This is a genomic window from Prevotella sp. CAG:592 (assembly GCF_000436015.1).
Classification (GTDB): domain Bacteria; phylum Bacteroidota; class Bacteroidia; order Bacteroidales; family Bacteroidaceae; genus Prevotella; species Prevotella pectinovora.
Map to the genome: position 1 here is coordinate 44851 of NZ_FR892517.1, position 18001 is coordinate 62851.

General features: G+C 44.1%; 16 protein-coding genes. 1 reads left to right on the forward strand and 15 read right to left on the reverse strand.

The genetic code is table 11. From position 1 onward, the window contains the following. Positions 1-17: 17 nt before the first annotated feature. From QVO99_RS02275 to QVO99_RS02335, 13 genes are all read right to left on the reverse strand, one after another. Positions 18-824: an SGNH/GDSL hydrolase family protein gene (locus QVO99_RS02275; RefSeq protein WP_022315973.1), complete on the reverse strand. Its 807-nt coding sequence runs from the start codon at positions 822-824 to the stop codon at positions 18-20. 169 nt (positions 825-993) lie between these two features. After that, positions 994-2424 carry an NADH-quinone oxidoreductase subunit N gene (locus tag QVO99_RS02280; protein ID WP_022315974.1) on the reverse strand — a complete coding sequence of 477 codons (1431 nt, stop codon included), beginning with the start codon at positions 2422-2424 and terminating at the stop codon, positions 994-996. Between the two features lie 17 nt (positions 2425-2441). After that, positions 2442-3926: a complex I subunit 4 family protein gene (locus QVO99_RS02285; protein ID WP_042517173.1), complete on the reverse strand. Its 1485-nt coding sequence runs from the start codon at positions 3924-3926 to the stop codon at positions 2442-2444. 5 nt (positions 3927-3931) lie between these two features. After that, on the reverse strand, positions 3932-5947 hold the full coding sequence (gene nuoL / locus QVO99_RS02290; protein WP_022315976.1) for an NADH-quinone oxidoreductase subunit L: 2016 nt from the start codon (positions 5945-5947) through the stop codon (positions 3932-3934). 6 nt (positions 5948-5953) lie between these two features. Next, a complete protein-coding gene (gene nuoK / locus QVO99_RS02295) occupies positions 5954-6262 on the reverse strand; it encodes an NADH-quinone oxidoreductase subunit NuoK (RefSeq protein ID WP_022315977.1) in 309 nt (102 codons plus the stop codon). Between the two features lie 2 nt (positions 6263-6264). Continuing rightward, entirely contained in the window at positions 6265-6789 is a 525-nt protein-coding gene (locus tag QVO99_RS02300) for an NADH-quinone oxidoreductase subunit J family protein (RefSeq protein WP_022315978.1), read from the reverse strand. Between the two features lie 14 nt (positions 6790-6803). Next, positions 6804-7340, reverse strand: coding sequence for a NuoI/complex I 23 kDa subunit family protein (locus tag QVO99_RS02305; RefSeq protein WP_022315979.1), 537 nt, complete (start codon positions 7338-7340; stop codon positions 6804-6806). Between the two features lie 19 nt (positions 7341-7359). Continuing rightward, a complete protein-coding gene (gene nuoH / locus QVO99_RS02310) occupies positions 7360-8445 on the reverse strand; it encodes an NADH-quinone oxidoreductase subunit NuoH (RefSeq protein WP_022315980.1) in 1086 nt (361 codons plus the stop codon). A gap of 67 nt (positions 8446-8512) precedes the next feature. Continuing rightward, positions 8513-10084 (reverse strand): NADH-quinone oxidoreductase subunit C, encoded by a 1572-nt coding sequence (locus QVO99_RS02315; RefSeq protein WP_022315981.1) that lies wholly within the window; start codon positions 10082-10084, stop codon positions 8513-8515. 18 nt (positions 10085-10102) lie between these two features. Further along, a complete protein-coding gene (locus QVO99_RS02320; RefSeq protein ID WP_022315982.1) occupies positions 10103-10843 on the reverse strand; it encodes an NADH-quinone oxidoreductase subunit B in 741 nt (246 codons plus the stop codon). After that, the gene (locus tag QVO99_RS02325; RefSeq protein WP_022315983.1) at positions 10834-11184 is read right to left on the reverse strand and encodes an NADH-quinone oxidoreductase subunit A; all 351 of its coding nucleotides are present in this window, start codon (positions 11182-11184) and stop codon (positions 10834-10836) included. Before QVO99_RS02325 ends, QVO99_RS02320 begins: the two co-directional genes overlap by 10 nt. 103 nt (positions 11185-11287) lie before the next feature. Continuing rightward, positions 11288-12463 carry a dicarboxylate/amino acid:cation symporter gene (locus tag QVO99_RS02330; RefSeq protein WP_022315984.1) on the reverse strand — a complete coding sequence of 392 codons (1176 nt, stop codon included), beginning with the start codon at positions 12461-12463 and terminating at the stop codon, positions 11288-11290. Between the two features lie 29 nt (positions 12464-12492). Further along, positions 12493-13359: a hypothetical protein gene (locus tag QVO99_RS02335; RefSeq protein WP_042517224.1), complete on the reverse strand. Its 867-nt coding sequence runs from the start codon at positions 13357-13359 to the stop codon at positions 12493-12495. A 247-nt stretch (positions 13360-13606) separates the two neighbouring features. On the opposite strand from QVO99_RS02335, the gene QVO99_RS02340 reads away from it, so the two are divergent. Beyond that, positions 13607-15952 carry a mechanosensitive ion channel family protein gene (locus QVO99_RS02340; RefSeq protein ID WP_022315986.1) on the forward strand — a complete coding sequence of 782 codons (2346 nt, stop codon included), beginning with the start codon at positions 13607-13609 and terminating at the stop codon, positions 15950-15952. Between the two features lie 112 nt (positions 15953-16064). On the opposite strand, the gene QVO99_RS02345 is transcribed toward QVO99_RS02340, so the two are convergent. Next, the gene (locus tag QVO99_RS02345; RefSeq protein WP_044073237.1) at positions 16065-16862 is read right to left on the reverse strand and encodes a Cof-type HAD-IIB family hydrolase; all 798 of its coding nucleotides are present in this window, start codon (positions 16860-16862) and stop codon (positions 16065-16067) included. Positions 16863-16950: 88 nt separating this feature from the next. Beyond that, on the reverse strand, positions 16951-17934 hold the full coding sequence (locus tag QVO99_RS02350; RefSeq protein ID WP_022315988.1) for an ROK family protein: 984 nt from the start codon (positions 17932-17934) through the stop codon (positions 16951-16953). Positions 17935-18001: the final 67 nt, after the last annotated feature.

Sequence of the window (18001 nt, forward strand, 5' to 3'; positions counted from 1 at the left end):
AAACTAAAACAAGTAAATTAATAGCACAACAAGGAAGTAATCTGATTGGCAATGAGATATCCGTTTCGCCGAGCACCTCTCTCTGATGTATGAGTGCCATCAACTGTCAAAAAATAGCCATTCGTCTCTCTGGAAGAATACACACCTGTAATATAATCCTGCCTAATTATAGGAATTGACATACGATGGGCACATTCTTCAAGAATATTTCCAACTTTATTGATAATATCATAGGATGCTTTCGTAGTCTGCATAGGTGAAAGGAGCACTATTTGGGCATCAGGAAATCGGGACATCAGTTTCTCACAAATCAATTTGACAGAACCTGCTAAAGACACTACAGAAGAAACTTTCTGAGGTGCATTAAATGTATTAGGTGTACCGAATGCCTGTTCTACTGTTTTCGAAAATATCCCAGGACGCTTACTGTTAAACCATGCGTCGTTTGTACCTGCAGCAATCAGTATCAGGTCTGGCGAAGGCTGCTGTTGGTTATCACAAGCAGTTATCAATCTGTTCATCTGATTGAATATCACATTGTTGTCTGAAAGGACTTGTGTGTTTTCTACTATGTCATAGCGGGTTCTGACAGTATTCGTCCAAGTAGCACCACTTCTTGCATAGCTTTTACATGTCTTGGGAGAAATTTTATCTGCAAACCATTTTGACCAACCTTTAGGGTTCGTACAATCATCTCCACCAATAGAGGTGTTTGAATCTCCAAGAATCACAATATTCAAGTCATGTCCATTAACAGCCGAAAGCAGACAGCTCTTGCAAATCAACACACAAAAGAGTAAAAGAAACCTTATAGGGATGTTCATTATTTGTTTACTAGTTTAACTCGAAATAATTATTTCTGAATGGTTGGCAAAGGTAATGTATTTTTTTGACATAAGAATAAACAATTGAAAATATGTCAAAAAAACAATAAAAAAAATGATGCCAAATCCAATATTGAATTTGACATCATTTTTTATTATATCAAATAAATCACATTCCTGCTGCTTGTGCCAGCCAATCATAAACACAGCTACAAACTCCAAACAGTAATATGCCTATAGTACAAAGTGCAAGAGCAAAACGAGTATTGTTGTCACTCTTGAACGTTGGCAACGGTGTTTCGGTCTGATTGATATACATGCACTTCACAATCTTCAGATAGTAGTACAAGCTTGGTACTGTGTTCAACAAAGCAATGAATACAACAAGGTATGCCAATGTTGAACCTTGTTCAGCAGCTGCCATGAACACGAAGAACTTACAGAACATTCCTGCGAAAGGTGGAATACCTGCAAGAGAGAACAACGCCAAGGTCATCAAGAACGAAAGTTTTGGATTCGTTCCATAGAACCCATCGTAGCAGTTCATCTTGGTATTGCCATTTCCACGTGTCTCTACAACATTGATAATAGTGAAAACTGCCATATTGGCTGCAACATAAATCAACACATAGTACATGAGAGCTGTAAGACCCATAGCACTGTTTCCTATTACAGCAAGCATTATGTATCCAGCCTGAGAAATAGAACTGAATGCCATGAATCGTTTCAACTCCTTCTGACGGAGAGCAAAGAGGTTAGCAATGGTGATGGTAAGCAGAATTACTATATACATAAGATATTCCCAATACTCAACCATCGGTGCGAAAACCTTCATAAGAATCGTCATCAGAGCAAACGCTGCAGCTCCCTTTGAAACTACACTAAGATAACCAGTTACTGCTGTTGGTGCACCCTGATAGGTATCAGCAGTCCAGAAGTGGAATGGAACAAGAGAAATCTTGAAACCAAGTCCGCTGAAAAAGAACACCAATCCAAGAATTGTCAGTGGCGAAGCACTGATTTGTGCAGCTACATCACCAAAATACAATGTACCGACAGCACCATAGATAAATGAAATACCATAAAGCATTACACCACTTGAAAATGTTGCCGTAAGGATAAACTTGGCAGCGCCCTCAGCTGAGTTCTTCTTGAACTTGTCAAAAGCCACCAGACATGCCATAGGAACTGATGCCATTTCCAATCCTAAGAAGAACATAAGGAAATGTCCTGAAGAAATCATCACATACATACCCAAGAGGGTTGAAATGATGAGTTCATAATATTCACCTTCCTTGTTCTTCACGTCAGCACGCTCAAGCCAAGACTGTGACATCACCAAAACGATGAACGCACCAGCTGTAAGAATTATCTTCATAACATTGGCTGCTTGAGTTGACTCATAGCATCCACCAAAGACAGAAGCTGGTTCTGCATAGAAGCAGAGAGCTGTCTGACAAATGAAGAGAGCGCCTGTCAGCAGGCTCAACACAGAATGTTTCTTCTCACCTTTCAGAATAAGATCGGCGAGGAATACTATTACCAGCACTGCAATAAGGCCAGCCTCTGGTATCATATTAAAAAACTGACTATAATCCATTTTGTCCTACTGATTAATTATAAGTTAACGACTTGGAGAATTGGTGTCACTGCATCTGTAATTGCATTGCTAGCCCACAATGGGAATGATCCAAGACCTGCAACACAGAATATCAAACAGCAAACAGCAAAGCGCTCATCCCATGTTGCATCTGTCAATGTGAGATAGTGCTCATCCTTGACTTTCTCAAACAAGATGAAACCTACTGTACGCAAGATATAAACCGCGGTAACAACAATTGAGGTGATTGCAATTATCGTACAGCAACGATGGAATGTGTCTGGATTTTCAAATGAACCTGTGAAAATTGTCATTTCGGCAATGAAACCAGAGAAACCAGGCAAACCAAGGTTGGCAAGACCTGCAATGACATATCCTACTGAAAGGAATGGCATGATCTTCATCAGACCACCGAGCTTGCGGATATCACGTGTATGTGTTCTGCCATATATCATACCGATAAGGGCAAAGAACAAAGCGGTCATCAAACCATGAGAAAGCATCTGAAGTATTGCACCTGTGCAAGATACCTTTGTCATCATAAGTAGTGCGAAAAGCACAAGACCACAGTGAGAGACTGAAGAATAAGCATTGATAAACTTCAAGTCTGTCTGTACACATGCAGAGAAAGCACCATATACTACAGAAATTGTGGTAAGGATAAGGAATATCCAAGCCAAATCCTGAGCCGCATGAGGAAGCAGGAACATGGCAATGCGGAAACAACCGTAACCACCAAGTTTCATAAGCACACCAGCATGAAGCATTGACACAGAAGTAGGTGCACAACCGTGACCGATAGGAGACCAAGTGTGGAATGGGAACAAAGCACCAAGCACTCCGAAACCAATGAACACGAATGGGAACAGAACATTCTGTACTGCATCAGGAATATGATTGTTATGAGCAATCTCCAGGATGTTCATTGTTGAAGCACCATTGAAGAAATAGATACCAACAAGACCCAAGATGATAAGTGCAGATCCACCCATCAACATAAGAGTCAACTTCATTGCTGCATATTCTTTTCTTCCTGATCCCCAATAACCAATCAATAGATACATAGGAATAAGGGCAACCTCATAGAACATGAACATCGTGAAAAGGTCGATGCTGATGAAGAAACCATAAACTCCAGTAGAAAGCAATGTAAACCACATGAAGAATTCCTTCGTCAAAGGTTGTAATTTCCACGAAGCGAAAGTTCCTGTAAAGACGATGATGCTTGAAAGAAGCAACATCACTACAGAGATACCGTCAACACCAACTGCATAGTTGATGTGAAGAGGAGCAAACCAAACTGTAGATGACTGAAGAATCATCTCTTCAGTGTTTCCTGCAGCGCGCTCTCCAATGAAATGTAATGTCAACCAAATTGACATTGCCAACAGACATGATGATCCTATGACCATCACCGTACGGACCTGCTTGATGTCACGGGCAGCCCAAAGGCCGAGCAACATCAAAACTGGGATTACTACAAATATACTTAATATACTCATCGTTCTTATAATATGCTAAGTAATACTAATGTTAATGCAACAGCTCCAGTCAGGAACCAAACGGCATATTGACGTACATCACCACTCTGCCAAGGACGGAGACTCTCGCCAGCTTCGTTTGCACCCCATGCACTGAAATCAATGAGACCATTGATGATATGCTCATCAATCCACTGAACCGGACGAGATACAAAACGGAACAAAATCTTATGTGTGACGAACATATAGACTTCATCCATATAGAAACGTTTGTAAGCCCAACGATGAAGACGAGGGAATGTCTTATACAACTTGTCAGCAATCGGCTGTTTCTCACCCTTATATATATATGTAGCAAGAGCAATTGAAATAACGGCAATTACTGTAGAAGTGATAGCTACCTGAGGAGCGAAATGTACTGTATATGCAGTACCTGCAGCACTTACTATCTCACCGAAGCTTGCCCAGCTCCAATCCAAGAAACCACCAAGCGTAGTGAAGACACCAACGCCGACGGTAATAATACTCAAGAATATCAATGGGAAGGTCATTGTCAGCGGAGCCTCGTGTGGAGTGTGATGAGCATGAAGTTCCTTATTCTCTGTACCCCAGAAAATACCATAGTAAAGACGGAACATATAGAACGCTGTCATAGCGGCAACACCAGTCATCCACCAACCGATGAACTGAGAATGCTCAAAACATGCAGTGATAATCTCATCCTTAGAGCTAAAGCCTGAGAAGAATGGAATACCAGCGATAGCAAGACAGGAAATCAAGAATGTGGCATGGGTAATAGGCATATATTTCTTCAGACCACCCATCGCAGACATCTCGTTTGAGTGAACAGCGTGAATGATACAACCAGCACCCAAGAAAAGACAAGCCTTGAACATAGCATGTGTGAAGAGATGGAATAGAGATGCCATATATCCAAGCTGGGCATGATTGTCGAGAACAGCACCATGATGACCTGGCAAGCAAACGCCAAGTGCCACCATCATAAAGGCAATCTGAGAAATCGTAGAGAATGCAAGTACTCGCTTGATATCACTCTGTGCACATGCCACAGCAGCAGCATAGAAAGCAGTAAACGCTCCTACATACACGACTATTTCCATTGCCTGTGGAGCATATTCAATCCAAATAGGGAACAGACGAGCAATCTGCACTACTCCTGCAACCACCATGGTCGCAGCATGAATAAGCGCAGAAACAGGTGTAGGTCCCTCCATAGCATCTGGCAACCAGATGTGAAGTGGGAACATGGCAGACTTACCAGCACCTCCGATAAACATCAGCACGAGAGCTGTAGGAAGAATGAAACCTCCTGCGGCTGCAGCACGTGAAGCATCACATGTTGTGAATGCTGTCATTCCCTCTGCAATATGAACTTCAGTTCCAGTGAAAGAGAAGTTAAATGAACCTGTATAATATCCGAAGATGAGAATACCGATCAAGAAGAACATATCAGCGAAACGAGTCACTATAAATGCCTTCTTACTAGCATGAACTGCTGCATGCAATCCATAATAGAATCCGATCAAAAGATATGAGCTGACACCCACGAGCTCCCAGAACATATACATCTGGAAAATGTTGGTAGCCAGAACAAGTCCTAGCATTGACATTGTGAAGAGAGACAAGAAAGCGTAATAGCGCTGGAATCCCTTCTCACCATGCATATAGCCAAATGAATAAATGTGCACCATAAAGCTAACTGTGGAAATGACAATCAGCATCATCACTGAAATAGGATCAAGAAGGATACCTAAATCAAAGTGAAGATTACCGAGTGGCAACCAAGTGTAATTGTATGGTACTAATGTCGCAAAAGTTCCGTCAGCCAAACGCGGAGCTGTGAAATACTGGAAAGCTGTGATATAGCTCAACACAGTAACCAATCCAATAGAACAGGTTCCGATAAGACCGGCTGTTTTATGCGACCATGCATACTTGTTTCCCGCAAAATCGGGCAAGCCAATGACGAGGAAACTCAACAATGGCAAGAGAAGTATCAACAATGAATATGTATAATCCATAACTTATTAATATTTCATGTTTTCAATACTGTTCACCTGATCGCTGTGGAAATTACGGTAAACATTAATAATTATAGCGATAGCCACTGCACTTTCTGCCGCACTTACGCCCATTGAGAAAAGGGTCATGAAGAAGCCCTCGAATTCGCCAGGGAAGAGCAGTCTGTTAAAGGCAGCGAAATTGATGTCCACAGCATTGAGCACAAGCTCAATGGAGATAAGCATTGCTATCAAGTTACGACGAGTGACGAATCCGTAAACGCCGATGAAGAACAGAAGTGCGCTAAGCACAAAATAACATTCTACAGGTACCATAATTATTTATCCTCCTTTTCTTTACGAGCCACAACGATGCCGCCGATAATGCAAGCGAGCAAGAATACAGAAATGAACTCAAACGGTAAAACATACTGGTATTTCTCGCTTCCAACAAGAGCCTCACCAATGACATTCATTGAAACCTCCTCGTCAGCAACCTCACATGCTCTGAACAAGAATTCATTCTTGAGCAGAACAATAGTCACTGTAAGGAAGCCAGCGAGAGTTACAAGAGCAGCGCCAATGGCACGGCTTCCTTTCACATGCTCTACCAAGCCCTGAAGTGTACGGCGATTAACGAGCTGAATAGCAAAGATATACATCATCGTGATGCCACCAGCATAGATACTCAACTGGGCAGCACCCAAGAAAGTGTAGTCAAGAATAAAATACAATCCAGCAACACCGAACAAAACGAAGAGCAGGAATGTGGCTGCACGCATGATACGCTTTGTAGCGACACACATAACAGCAGAACCCAGAATTACTACGGCAAGAATGCCAAACATTATAATATTAGCCATTTCTTATGTCCTCCTTATTTTGTTTTGGTGTTAAACTTACCGATTTCAAGAGGTGCTCCACCATCTATGAGGTTAGGAAGGCTTCCTCCGGTATATACCTCCTTGTCAAGGTGAAGAACGAGCTTGTCTCTATCAAAGACAGAGTTCTCGAAGTCATTCGTGAAATGAATGGCATCGAAATTGCATGCATTGACACATAGTTCACAGAACATGCAATCTCCGAGATCATATTGATAGTCAACCAACTTGCGTTTCTTCTTGCCCGTCTCAGGGTCCTCCACCATCTCTGTAAGAATCTTTATCGAGTCATTAGGACAAGCCTTCTCACACAATGTACAGCCAACGCATTTGTAGTTTTGGTTCTCGTCGCGTGAGAAAACAAGTCTGCCACGATGGCGAGCCGACACATGGAGCGTTGTCTTGCGGTTCTCAGGATACTGCTCAGTGCTCTTCTTGGTGAAATACTCAGTAAGAGTAGTCTTCATACCAATGGCGAGAGTCTTTACAGCAGAACCAATTTCTCCAAAATATGATTTATTATTATCTTCCATATCTATTTAAACTCCTTATTTAAAAGTGCCAGCCAAATGCCACAATGATAGTCATAAGCACCAAGTTGATGAGACAAAGCGGCATGAGATATTTCCACTCAAGTTTCAATATCTGGTCAATACGCAGACGTGGGAAAGTCCAACGTACCCACATAAGCAACCAAACAACGGCGAAAGTCTTGCTAAGGAACCATACGATACCAGGGATGAGGTTCATGATTCCATCGAAACCTTCAATACCGATATTTACAGGTGCCCATCCTCCAAGGAATACAGTGGTTGCGATTCCAGATACCACGAAGAGGTTAAGATACTCTGCAAGGTAATAGAAACCGAATCCCATACCAGAATACTCTGTATGATAACCGGCTGTCAACTCGCTCTCAGCCTCAGCCAAGTCGAACGGACCACGGTTTGCTTCTGCATTACCAGCTACGAGGAAAACCAGGAAGGCTATAATAGCAGGAACATGACCTTTGAAGATTAGCCAGTTCCATGGTCCGACCTGTGCTTCAACGATACCGCTAACCTGCATTGTACCTGTAAGTATTACTGCAGTAATGAGACACAAGCCGAGAGACATTTCGTAAGATATGAGCTGAACAGCTCCACGCATAGCCGAAACGACACTATACTTGTTGTTACTTGCCCAACCGGCGAGGAAGATACCAACCACTCCGATACTTGACACCGCTGTCAGCAAGAACACACCAACGTTGAAGTTCAGCACCTCAGCGCCATTATTCCATGGCAAGAAAGAGAAGGTGCCCACCGAAGCAATGATAACAAGGAAAGGTGCCACGAAATACAGCAGCTTGTCAGCCTTGTCTACAGTGAAAATCTCCTTGATGAGCATTTTCAGAACGTCGGCAAAAACCTGGAATATACCCCATGGACCGACACGCATCGGACCAAGTCGGCACTGGAAGTAAGCACAAACCTTACGTTCCATGAAAATCAAGCAAATAGCAAGTATGGCATAACCTGCAAGAATAAGTACGCCAACCAGTATGCACTCGATAAGGATCGACCAGAAATCTCCAAGTCCAAGAGTTTGGCGGAGAAGAGCGTCGAACCATATTGTTACGTTACTAAAGTCAAACATAATATAAATTTTGATTTTAGAGTTTAGAATACATCGAATGTTTCCAACCCCTTAATTCATTTTTCGATTATCTGTCAAGGTCAGGGATTACGAAGTCGATAGCCGCACCGGTTGTGATGAGGTCAGCGATTTTCTGTCCACGCAACATCGAATCGAGAGCACCTGCCAGAGTAAGACCCATCGGACGCATCTTCATACGATAAGGACTCTTGTCACCTCTTGAGTCAAGATATACTCCGAACTCACCGCTTGCACCCTCTACAGAGAAATACCACTGTCCCTCAGGAACCTTTATGATTGGTTTCTGCTTGATGTAATATTCTCCCTCTGGGATGTTGTCGATAAGTTGTTCGATAATGTCAAGACTCTGATAAAGCTCCTTGATATGAACATAATAGCGATCCATAGAGTCACAACCTGTCATGGTAATCTCCTCCCAGTTCACTTTGTCATAGCAATCGTATGGATGACGCTTACGTGTATCGTTCTTCCAACCGGCAGCACGTCCTGCAGGACCAGTCACCGCATAGTTGATACAGTTTTCCTTATCCATAGGGCCAACGCCTTCAAGTCGCTTATGTGTGATGACGTTATCTCCGAACACATCGAGATACTCCTGAATCTTAGGTCTCAAATACTTGCAGAGTTTCTTTGTATTCTCAACGAAATTAGGATCGATATCAGCCTGAAGACCACCGATACGATAGTAGTTCATAATGAGTCTACCACCAGTTGTCTCCTCCATCACATTGAGCACATGCTCACGGTCGCGCATGCAATACAAGAATGCTGTGAGTGCTCCAAGGTCCTGAGCTGTACAGCCCAAGAACAACAAGTGGCTGTCGATTCGCTGCAGCTCATCCATGATAGTACGGATGTAGCGGATGCGGTCTGACAATTCTATTCCCATCGCCTCTTCAATCACACCCACGAGAGCATGACGATGCATCATTGCAGAGAGATAGTTAAGACGGTCTGTAAGAGCCAATGTCTGAGGATAAGTCATTCCCTCCCACATTTTCTCTATACCGCGATGGATATATCCGAGATGAGGATAAATGCGTTTTACCGTCTCACCGTCGATAACGGTCTGCAAACGCAGCACACCGTGAGTTGACGGATGGTTAGGACCGATATTTACTACATATTCGTCCTCTTCAAACAAGCGATGCTTTGTTTCCACCAAATGACCATCCTTGTCGAGTGAATACTCTACTGTGAAATCGTCCTCAGGCTCATCAGTCAGAGGGAACTTGTTTGCTTCCGGACTCATATCAAAGTCCTTGCGCAATGGATGTCCCACGAAATCAGTACGCAAGAAGAGTCTGCGCATGTCTGGATGTCCAAGGAACTTGATTCCTACGAAGTCGAATACCTCACGCTCAAGTAAGTCTGCGGCTTTCCAGAGGTTTGTTACGGTAGGGATAACATCACTACCATCCACTTTCTTGGCAATTGTCCTTACAGAACAACGCTCATTGTTCTGAGTGTTTTCAAGAATGTAGATACAACCCAGTCCTTCCTCACCGAAGTCCTCACCGATTATAGTAACAAGGTAATCGAAATGCTTCTCGTTCTTCAGCTTTGCCATTTCATTGGCGAAGTTTTCGAAAGTGAGTTCTATATTATTCAGTTTCATGTCTTATACCTTATTATATTATACAGTTTGGTTTTTCTCAGAATCAGCGAGGTCGCCGACTTTGAAATCAGCGGGAACATCAGTCACGATGATTGGCTCCGGATGTCCGAGCTTCTGAGAATCCTGAAGGTTCTCGTTGCTCAATCCACGGAGACCTCCCTTGCTCATTGAAAGTTCCTTCTCCTCCTTTGTCATCTTGTGGTTAGCGCCACCAAAGAACTTCTCGATCTTAACCTTTCTCTGGAGCTGCATCATACCATAGAGGATTGCCTCAGGACGTGGAGGACAGCCTGGGATATACACATCAACAGGCACGAGTTCATTGATACCACGCACTACATTGTAGCTCTTTTTGAAAGGTCCGCCACTGATGGTGCATCCTCCGACGGCAACGACATACTTTGGCTCAGCCATCTCATCATAAAGACGTTTGAATACCGGTGCCATCTTGTTTGTGATAGTACCGGCACACATGATAAGGTCTGCCTGACGTGGAGAGTTACGTGTCACCTCAAATCCGAAACGTGAGAAGTCATAGCGCGCACAACCCACAGACATGAATTCGATACCACAGCAACTGGTACCGAAAGTGAGCGACCACAACGAGTTGCTTCTTCCCCAGTTGATCACCTGATCAAGGGAACCGAGCACCACATTGCAACCGCCTTCATGAAGTTGGTCTACTATCTTCTCAAGAGTATCATTGTCCTTAAACTCGTTGTAAGGAATGCTTTTGATAACGGGTTTTCTTACTTCCATTCCAACGCTCCTTTCCGCCAAGCATAAGCAAGGCCAAACACCAACACTAAGAGGAAGAATCCAATGCTACACAAAGCCATTGGACCAAACTTGCTGACTGCCACAGCCCATGGATATAGGAACACTGTCTCGATGTCGAACATCAGGAAGAGAATGGCAAAGAGGTAGTAACCCACATGCATTGGCACCCATGATGTGCCGCGCGTTGGGATACCGCACTCAAAAGGCTGTCCCTTCACTGGGTTGTACGACCTAGGGCCAATGAGTTTCGCAACTACATACGCTCCTACAACCAATACAACTGCCGTCAAGATAACGGTAATAAATAGGATAAAATACATAAATATTTTATTAAATAAAAAATTTGACTGTCAAAATCGTTTGCAAAGATACATATTTTATATTATAATCTGCAATGAAAGGTAAACAAATCGTAAAATAAGATTATTTCTCCGACTTATCCTTACCTCCAAACCACTTGTCTATCAGCAAAGCCAGAGAACCGTCACCTGTCACATTACATGCAGTTCCGAAGCTGTCCATTGCGATATATAGGGCAATCATAAGGGCTTGGTCTGCCTCTGTGAAGCCCAATATTGAAGCCAGTACACCGAGAGATGCCATTATCGCTCCACCAGGAACACCCGGAGCAGCGACAATAGATATTGCAAGCATCAGAATGAATCCTATAACGGTGACGAAATCGTATGATATATGCTGCATCATCATGAGCGCCATGGCACAGGCAACGATTTTCATCACGCTTCCCGACATGTGGATTGTTGCACAAAGAGGTATGACGAAACCCGCTATGCTTTTATTCACTCCATTGGCTATAGTCTGTCGGAGAGTCACGGGAATAGTGGCAGCTGAAGACTGTGTTCCGAGCGCTGTGAAATAAGCCGGCAGCATCCGTCCCAAGAGTCTGAACGGATTCTTTCCCACAAATGCGCCTGCTACACAATACTGGAATATGAGCAAGAAGATATGCATCACGAAAATCACTCCGATGATTTTCACGAATACTGTCAATACGCGTGCTGCATCACCGGTGTATGCCATATTGAGGAATATACCGAAAATGTATATCGGCAAAAGTGGAATTATTGCCACATTGATGGTCTTGATGATTACCTGCATGAAGTCCTTCATAACGTTTTTCAACGCCACAGACTGCATTGTTGCCGTTGTCAGACCGAGGGTGAAAGCTAACACAAGGGCTGTCATAACATTCATTGGAGCTGGTATCTCAACGGTAAAAAACGGAGCCATCGCCTCTGTCGTCGCCAACGACGCCGCCGTAGTCTGTGTGTCAATAAGCGACGGGAACGTAAGCTCACTAACCGCATAAGACAGGAGTCCAGATGTCACCGTAGCGAAATAAGCCAAAGCTGTAGTGGCAATCAACATTTTGCCGGCTCCCTGACCGATGTCGGAAATAGCTGGAGCAACAAGTCCGAGAATCAGCAATGGAATAAGGAAGCCAAGGAACTGGCTGAAAATGCCGTTGAACGTGAGGAACACCCTGACGACCTCTCCCGGCAAAAACATTCCGAACACTACACCACAGACAATGGCAATGATAATCTTAGGCAGCAGGCCTATTTTGAAAGTTTTCATTTGATATAGATTTTTAGGTTTTTAATATTTCATTTCAACACGTTAGCAACCAATCCTTCCATCGGGCTTTTGATTATTTTCCCAACGGTATATCCGCATTGTCTTGCTGCTTCGACAAGTTGCTTTTCGTAATAATGTGCCACACTACCCACAACATTTACTTTAAGGTCTTTTCTTTCATAGCGGTCAACATTCTTTACAAAGAAAGCCTTGAAGTTTTCCACGACGATCGCCTCTAATTCCGGCACATCGAGGTGTTTATAAATAAACGGCGACAAAGAAGCAAGAAAACGGTTTGCCAGCGGTTCCTTGTAGACACGTCTTATGATATCGTCCAAATCAAGATTTGTAGATTCAAAGAATTCCTCACACAAGGTTTTCGGCAGTCCGCCTTTGAAAACGGCATTCAAGAAAAGTTTCCCGAGAACGGCCCCGCTACCCTCGTCACCGAGTATATATCCCAGCGGTGATATATTGGCTACTATCTTCTCGCCATCAAACAAACAGGAGTTGGCTCCAGTTCCAAGAATGCATGCAATACCTTCCTCACCTCCACAAAGAGCATGAGCCGCAGCCATCAAGTCACTGTCTACAAAGACTTTACCATCTGCAACAGACAGACAGCCCACCAATATTGCCTTCAACGATTTGGCTGCTTCGCCACGACATCCCGCCCCATAGAAACGCACATCAACATTGCCACGACTTTCATGCCACAACTCCGCAACGTTGGCCCTGAACTGCATCAGCAACTCTCTTACCAGGATATTTCTGATCTGTTCTTCTGTCTGATGTGCAGGATTTATGCCTTGGGTATGACAACTGAATACCGGTTGTCTGCCTGAAACGAGACACCAGTCTGTCTTCGTACTGCCACTGTCGGCAAAAAGCGTCAATGGCAATTCTTTATTGATGGTAATGTCTGACATTTGATGGTAGTAATTAAAACGTGGCAAAATTAATAAAAAAAGTGTGAGTTGGCAAACTTAACATTGAAGAAAATGCATTATCTTTGCAAAACGGAAAATCGCAATTTCTAATTGCAGCATGCCAGTGACGACAAACGCGACTCTGCAAAAACAAATCAAATCGGGAACTGTAATACAACAAAAAAAGACAAACAATAATTTTATAAAGAACAATATGAAGAAGAGACTGTTTTTACTATTTCTGTTCGCAATAACAATCACCATTTCTTGCAATGCCGTGCTCAAGGAGAAAGACCTTGACAACACATTGTCGATACTCAGAAATGAATTGACCACTTATCACCAAGAGCAGAAAAAGAGACAGATGAAATACAAGAACAGCAGTGAGCTGATAAGGAAGAACCTCTTCTCCATTCTTGCAAAGAGTAATCAAAATGCCCTCATGCTTTATTCTCAGAAGCCGGAATATGTTTTTGACCTTGCTTACGCATGTCATGAGGCAACCGACCAGTTCAGCAATTTCCGCAAGAGTTCTCTGCCATTCCGGTCGTATATCACGCAATTGGACAGTGAAATCGCCCGCTACGACAGCCTTGTAAACTCGCTCAGTTCCATGCCCACCTTCGCTCTTAGCGACAAGGCAAAGGTAAACCGCAACGTGTGTCTCACCCTGGCGGTAAGCATCCGTAACAACATGACGGAAAACAAATCCATGCTGCAGGACTACATAAAGTATTACAACCTGACAGAGAATCACTTGAAAAGCCTCAACGATTATGCCAACGGCAGATACAGTGAAATTCAGAACAACATATTCCGGAATGGCGGAGAAAACTATTTCAGTATCCTAGCCAATCTCGGCACTCAAGTGAGCAAGACAACCGAAACGGTAAACGACAAATACCGTTCTTCCAAGAAGCTCCACTCGCAGTGGGACTCTCGTATGATCTTCGGATTGTTCGTCAGCATACTTTTCTATGGCATCATAGCCATTCTCCTGAACATGCTCGCAATACGCTTTCTGATGCCGAAGAAATTCCGCACCGAACAGTTCATGCTGAAACGTCCGTGCATCATGATGGCGACATCCACAATAACATTTGCAATTCTTATCGGCATCATACGCAGCACGGTGAACCAGAATTTCATCACCATGGCGAGCAACCTGCTCGTTGAATATGCCTGGCTGCTTGGCGTAATCCTGATATCACTACTTCTGAGGGTAGACGGCAAACAGATAAAGAGCGCCTTCCGCATCTACTCACCGCTAACGTTGGTGGGATTCATAGTGATAACATTCCGCATCACGCTGGTGCCTAACGACTTGGTAAACCTGATTTTCCCTCCGGTCCTATTGCTCTGCACACTATGGCAATGGAACGTGATAAGAAGACACAACGAGAAGATACCCCGGTCTGATATGTTCCTGACATACATCTCATTGCTGGTATTCGCGACGAGCGTCGTGTGCTCATGGATAGGATTCACTCTCCTCAGCGTGCAGATGTTGATTTGGTGGATAATGCAGCTCACCTGCATCCTGACAATCAGCTGCTTGGCAAGTTGGATGAGCGAATACGCCGCAAAGCATCATCTTGAGGAGAAACCTATAAACAAGACATGGATATACAGACTGCTTCTGAAAGTCATAATCCCCTTGATGGCAATCTCTTCCATACTGATTTCCATATATTGGGCTGCCGACGTCTTCAACCTCAGCGACCAGATGATGCGCATCTTCACCACCCGTTTCATCGACGTCAGCAACTTCAGCGTCAGCATATCATCCATTGCCACGGTATTGGCACTATGGTTTGTTTTCGCTTATATCAGTTATATAACGATAGAATTCATGCGACTGCACCTGATGAACATAGACTCTCGCACGGCTGCCAGCCGCAACGTGATGGGAAAGAACATCGTGCAGGTTGTAGTCTGGGGCACATGGCTGCTGATAAGCCTCGCCATTCTCCATGTGAGCAACACTTGGCTGGTTGTCGTTTCGGGTGGTCTGTCCACTGGTGTCGGCTTCGCATCCAAGGATATTCTCGAAAACATATACTATGGAATATCGCTAATGGCTGGCCGTATCAACATCGGTGACTGGATAGAGTGTGACGGCACTCGAGGAAAAGTGAGCAGCATAAGCTACACAAGCACTATGATAGAAGCCACCGACGGTTCGGTGATCGCATTCCAGAACTCCCAGCTGTTCACCAAGAACTACAAGAATCTGACCCGCAACCATGGTTACGAGCTTTCTGTAGTAAACTTCGGAGTGGGCTATGGCACTAATGTGGAGAGAATGAAAAAAGTCGTTACCGACGCCATCGAGAAACTTCATATTCCCTATATCGACAAAGAGAAACAGCCAAGCGTACTGTTCAAGGAATTCGGCGACAACAGCATAAACTTCAAATTCGTATGCTGGGTTGACGTAACGAAACAGGTAGTTACAGAGAGCATGATCATGGAGAGCATCTACAACACGCTCAACGAAAACGACATAGAAATGCCATTCCCGAAACGCGATGTTTACATCAAGGAAATGGCAAAGTAAACAGACTATCCAATAAAATTATGACCTCGGAACATATACTCCGGGGTCATTGTTTTATCTGGTAACTGAACATACACAAACCAGATCAGAACAATATACTCAAGTTTCTGATTTAGATAACGCCGAAATGCTCCAGCGCATTCTTCACACCGTCATCATCAACTGAGGTAGTGATATAATCAGCAGCAGCCCTCGCCTCGTCACCGGCATTTCCCATTGCCACACCGATTCCCGCACGCCGCAATATCGACTCATCGTTTCCGCCATCGCCAAAAGCCATGGTTTCCGAAATGTTGAGGTCCAGATATTGCGCCATTGCTTCAAGTCCTTTTCCCTTGTCAGCCTGCTCTGCCGTAATATCCGTAAATGCAGGATTCCAACGTCCCGACACGCAGCCCGGCATCTTCTCCATGATTTCCTTTTCATATTCCGCAGAGAAGAAGGGCGTAAGCTGAAGAATCTGCTCATTCCTCATAATGTCCTTCACATCAATAGCCATATCGATATTCTGGACAGCGAGATCCCTCACGAACACATCATAATACACCTGTTTGGGATTATACACGCCAATTCTCTTCTCACCAACCACGATGCAGGTATAGTCATTCTTTTCGGCATCCGCCATCATGACATCAACATCTGCCATGGGGATTGGATTGCAGCATATCGCCTTGCCATCCACTATGCAGAGTGCTCCATTGGTCGTTATATATCCATCTATGTATTGTTCTATAGCCTTCAGATTCGTAATTATAGGCAACGGTCTGCCCGTAGAGATAAACACTCCTACCCCATTAGCCTTTGCCTGGGCTATGGCATCGACAGTAGACTGTGGTATCTGGTGTGTCTTGAAGCTTACCAGCGTACCGTCTATATCGAAAAACAATGCTTTTACGTTGTCGTTCTTCACTTTAAAACAAATAAAAAAAGCAATCGGCTGCGACAATGAGCGTTTTTTTAATGCTACACTCCGCAACCGATTGATAGTTGATTAAAAATTAGTGTTCAATATTCTTGGCAATCGCACTTGCGCCCAGAACTGCAGCACCGGCGCCGTCGAGTGAGCTGACAAGGAATTTTGCCTTTCCACGGAAAATTCCCAACACGTTCTCTTCATAACCCTTTATCAATGGCTTCATAAGCAAGTCGCCAGCCTTTGTCAGTCCGCCGAAGAACACGAATGCCTCCGGACTGCAGAATGTCATGAAGTCGGCACAAGCCTCGCCGAGCATCTTTCCAGTGAACTCATACACTCTGAGAGAGAGAGCGTCGCCTTTGGCAGCGGCTTTTGAAACATCCAGAGATGTGATCTCCTCTGGATTCATGTCGCGCAACAACGATGGTTCGTTGGATGTTCCCAGAAATTCTCTTGCCGTGCGTGCCACTCCTGTAGCAGAGCAATACGCCTCAAGACATCCCTTTCTGCCACAACCGCAAGTTCTGCCATTCTCTCTGCGCATGATGACGTGACCGAGCTCACCGGCCATACCGTCAGAACCATACACCATCTGTCCGTTGATGACGATACCAGCCCCCACTCCCGTGCCAAGGGTAATCATGATGAAGTTCTTCATTCCCTTTGCCACGCCATAAGTCATCTCGCCGAGAGCTGCAGCATTGGCGTCGTTTGTTATAGCCACTGGGACAGACAGCTTGTCGCTGAACATCTTAGCGAAAGGCACAACGCATTCATGCGCCCACGAAATATTTGGGGCGTATGCTATCGTACCGTCGTAGAAGTTGGAGTTTGGCGCTCCGATGCCCATTCCTTCGATTTTGTTTATTCCTCCCACTTTGTCAACGATTGGCATAAGAGCTTCAACTCCGGCGTTCACGAAATCCTCCGCCGTACTGTATTGCTGTGTTTTTATTGACGTATGCTCCAGGATATTTCCCTGAGCATCAACGATGCCGAAAACGGCATTTGTTCCTCCGAGATCAAGACCTATAGTATAAGGTCTTCTTGTAATCTGTGCTTCCATTTTTAGTTGATGATATTTAGTCTGATAAATTGTTTCTCTTGCAAAGATAATGCAAGGCGAGAGGAGA

Excerpts from the sequence above, each read along its gene's own strand:
- QVO99_RS02320 (WP_022315982.1), bottom strand. The coding sequence starts at position 10,843 with ATGGAAGTAAGAAAACCCGTTATCAAAAGCATTCCTTACAACGAGTTT.
- nuoL (WP_022315976.1), bottom strand. The coding sequence starts at position 5,947 with ATGGATTATACATATTCATTGTTGATACTTCTCTTGCCATTGTTGAGT.
- QVO99_RS02340 (WP_022315986.1), top strand. The coding sequence starts at position 13,607 with ATGAAGAAGAGACTGTTTTTACTATTTCTGTTCGCAATAACAATCACC.
- QVO99_RS02300 (WP_022315978.1), bottom strand. The coding sequence starts at position 6,789 with ATGGCTAATATTATAATGTTTGGCATTCTTGCCGTAGTAATTCTGGGT.
- QVO99_RS02350 (WP_022315988.1), bottom strand. The coding sequence starts at position 17,934 with ATGGAAGCACAGATTACAAGAAGACCTTATACTATAGGTCTTGATCTC.
- nuoK (WP_022315977.1), bottom strand. The coding sequence starts at position 6,262 with ATGGTACCTGTAGAATGTTATTTTGTGCTTAGCGCACTTCTGTTCTTC.
- QVO99_RS02325 (WP_022315983.1), bottom strand. The coding sequence starts at position 11,184 with ATGTATTTTATCCTATTTATTACCGTTATCTTGACGGCAGTTGTATTG.
- QVO99_RS02315 (WP_022315981.1), bottom strand. The coding sequence starts at position 10,084 with ATGAAACTGAATAATATAGAACTCACTTTCGAAAACTTCGCCAATGAA.
- QVO99_RS02285 (WP_042517173.1), bottom strand. The coding sequence starts at position 3,926 with ATGAGTATATTAAGTATATTTGTAGTAATCCCAGTTTTGATGTTGCTC.
- QVO99_RS02330 (WP_022315984.1), bottom strand. The coding sequence starts at position 12,463 with ATGAAAACTTTCAAAATAGGCCTGCTGCCTAAGATTATCATTGCCATT.
- nuoH (WP_022315980.1), bottom strand. The coding sequence starts at position 8,445 with ATGTTTGACTTTAGTAACGTAACAATATGGTTCGACGCTCTTCTCCGC.
- QVO99_RS02305 (WP_022315979.1), bottom strand. The coding sequence starts at position 7,340 with ATGGAAGATAATAATAAATCATATTTTGGAGAAATTGGTTCTGCTGTA.
- QVO99_RS02280 (WP_022315974.1), bottom strand. The coding sequence starts at position 2,424 with ATGGATTATAGTCAGTTTTTTAATATGATACCAGAGGCTGGCCTTATT.
- QVO99_RS02275 (WP_022315973.1), bottom strand. The coding sequence starts at position 824 with ATGAACATCCCTATAAGGTTTCTTTTACTCTTTTGTGTGTTGATTTGC.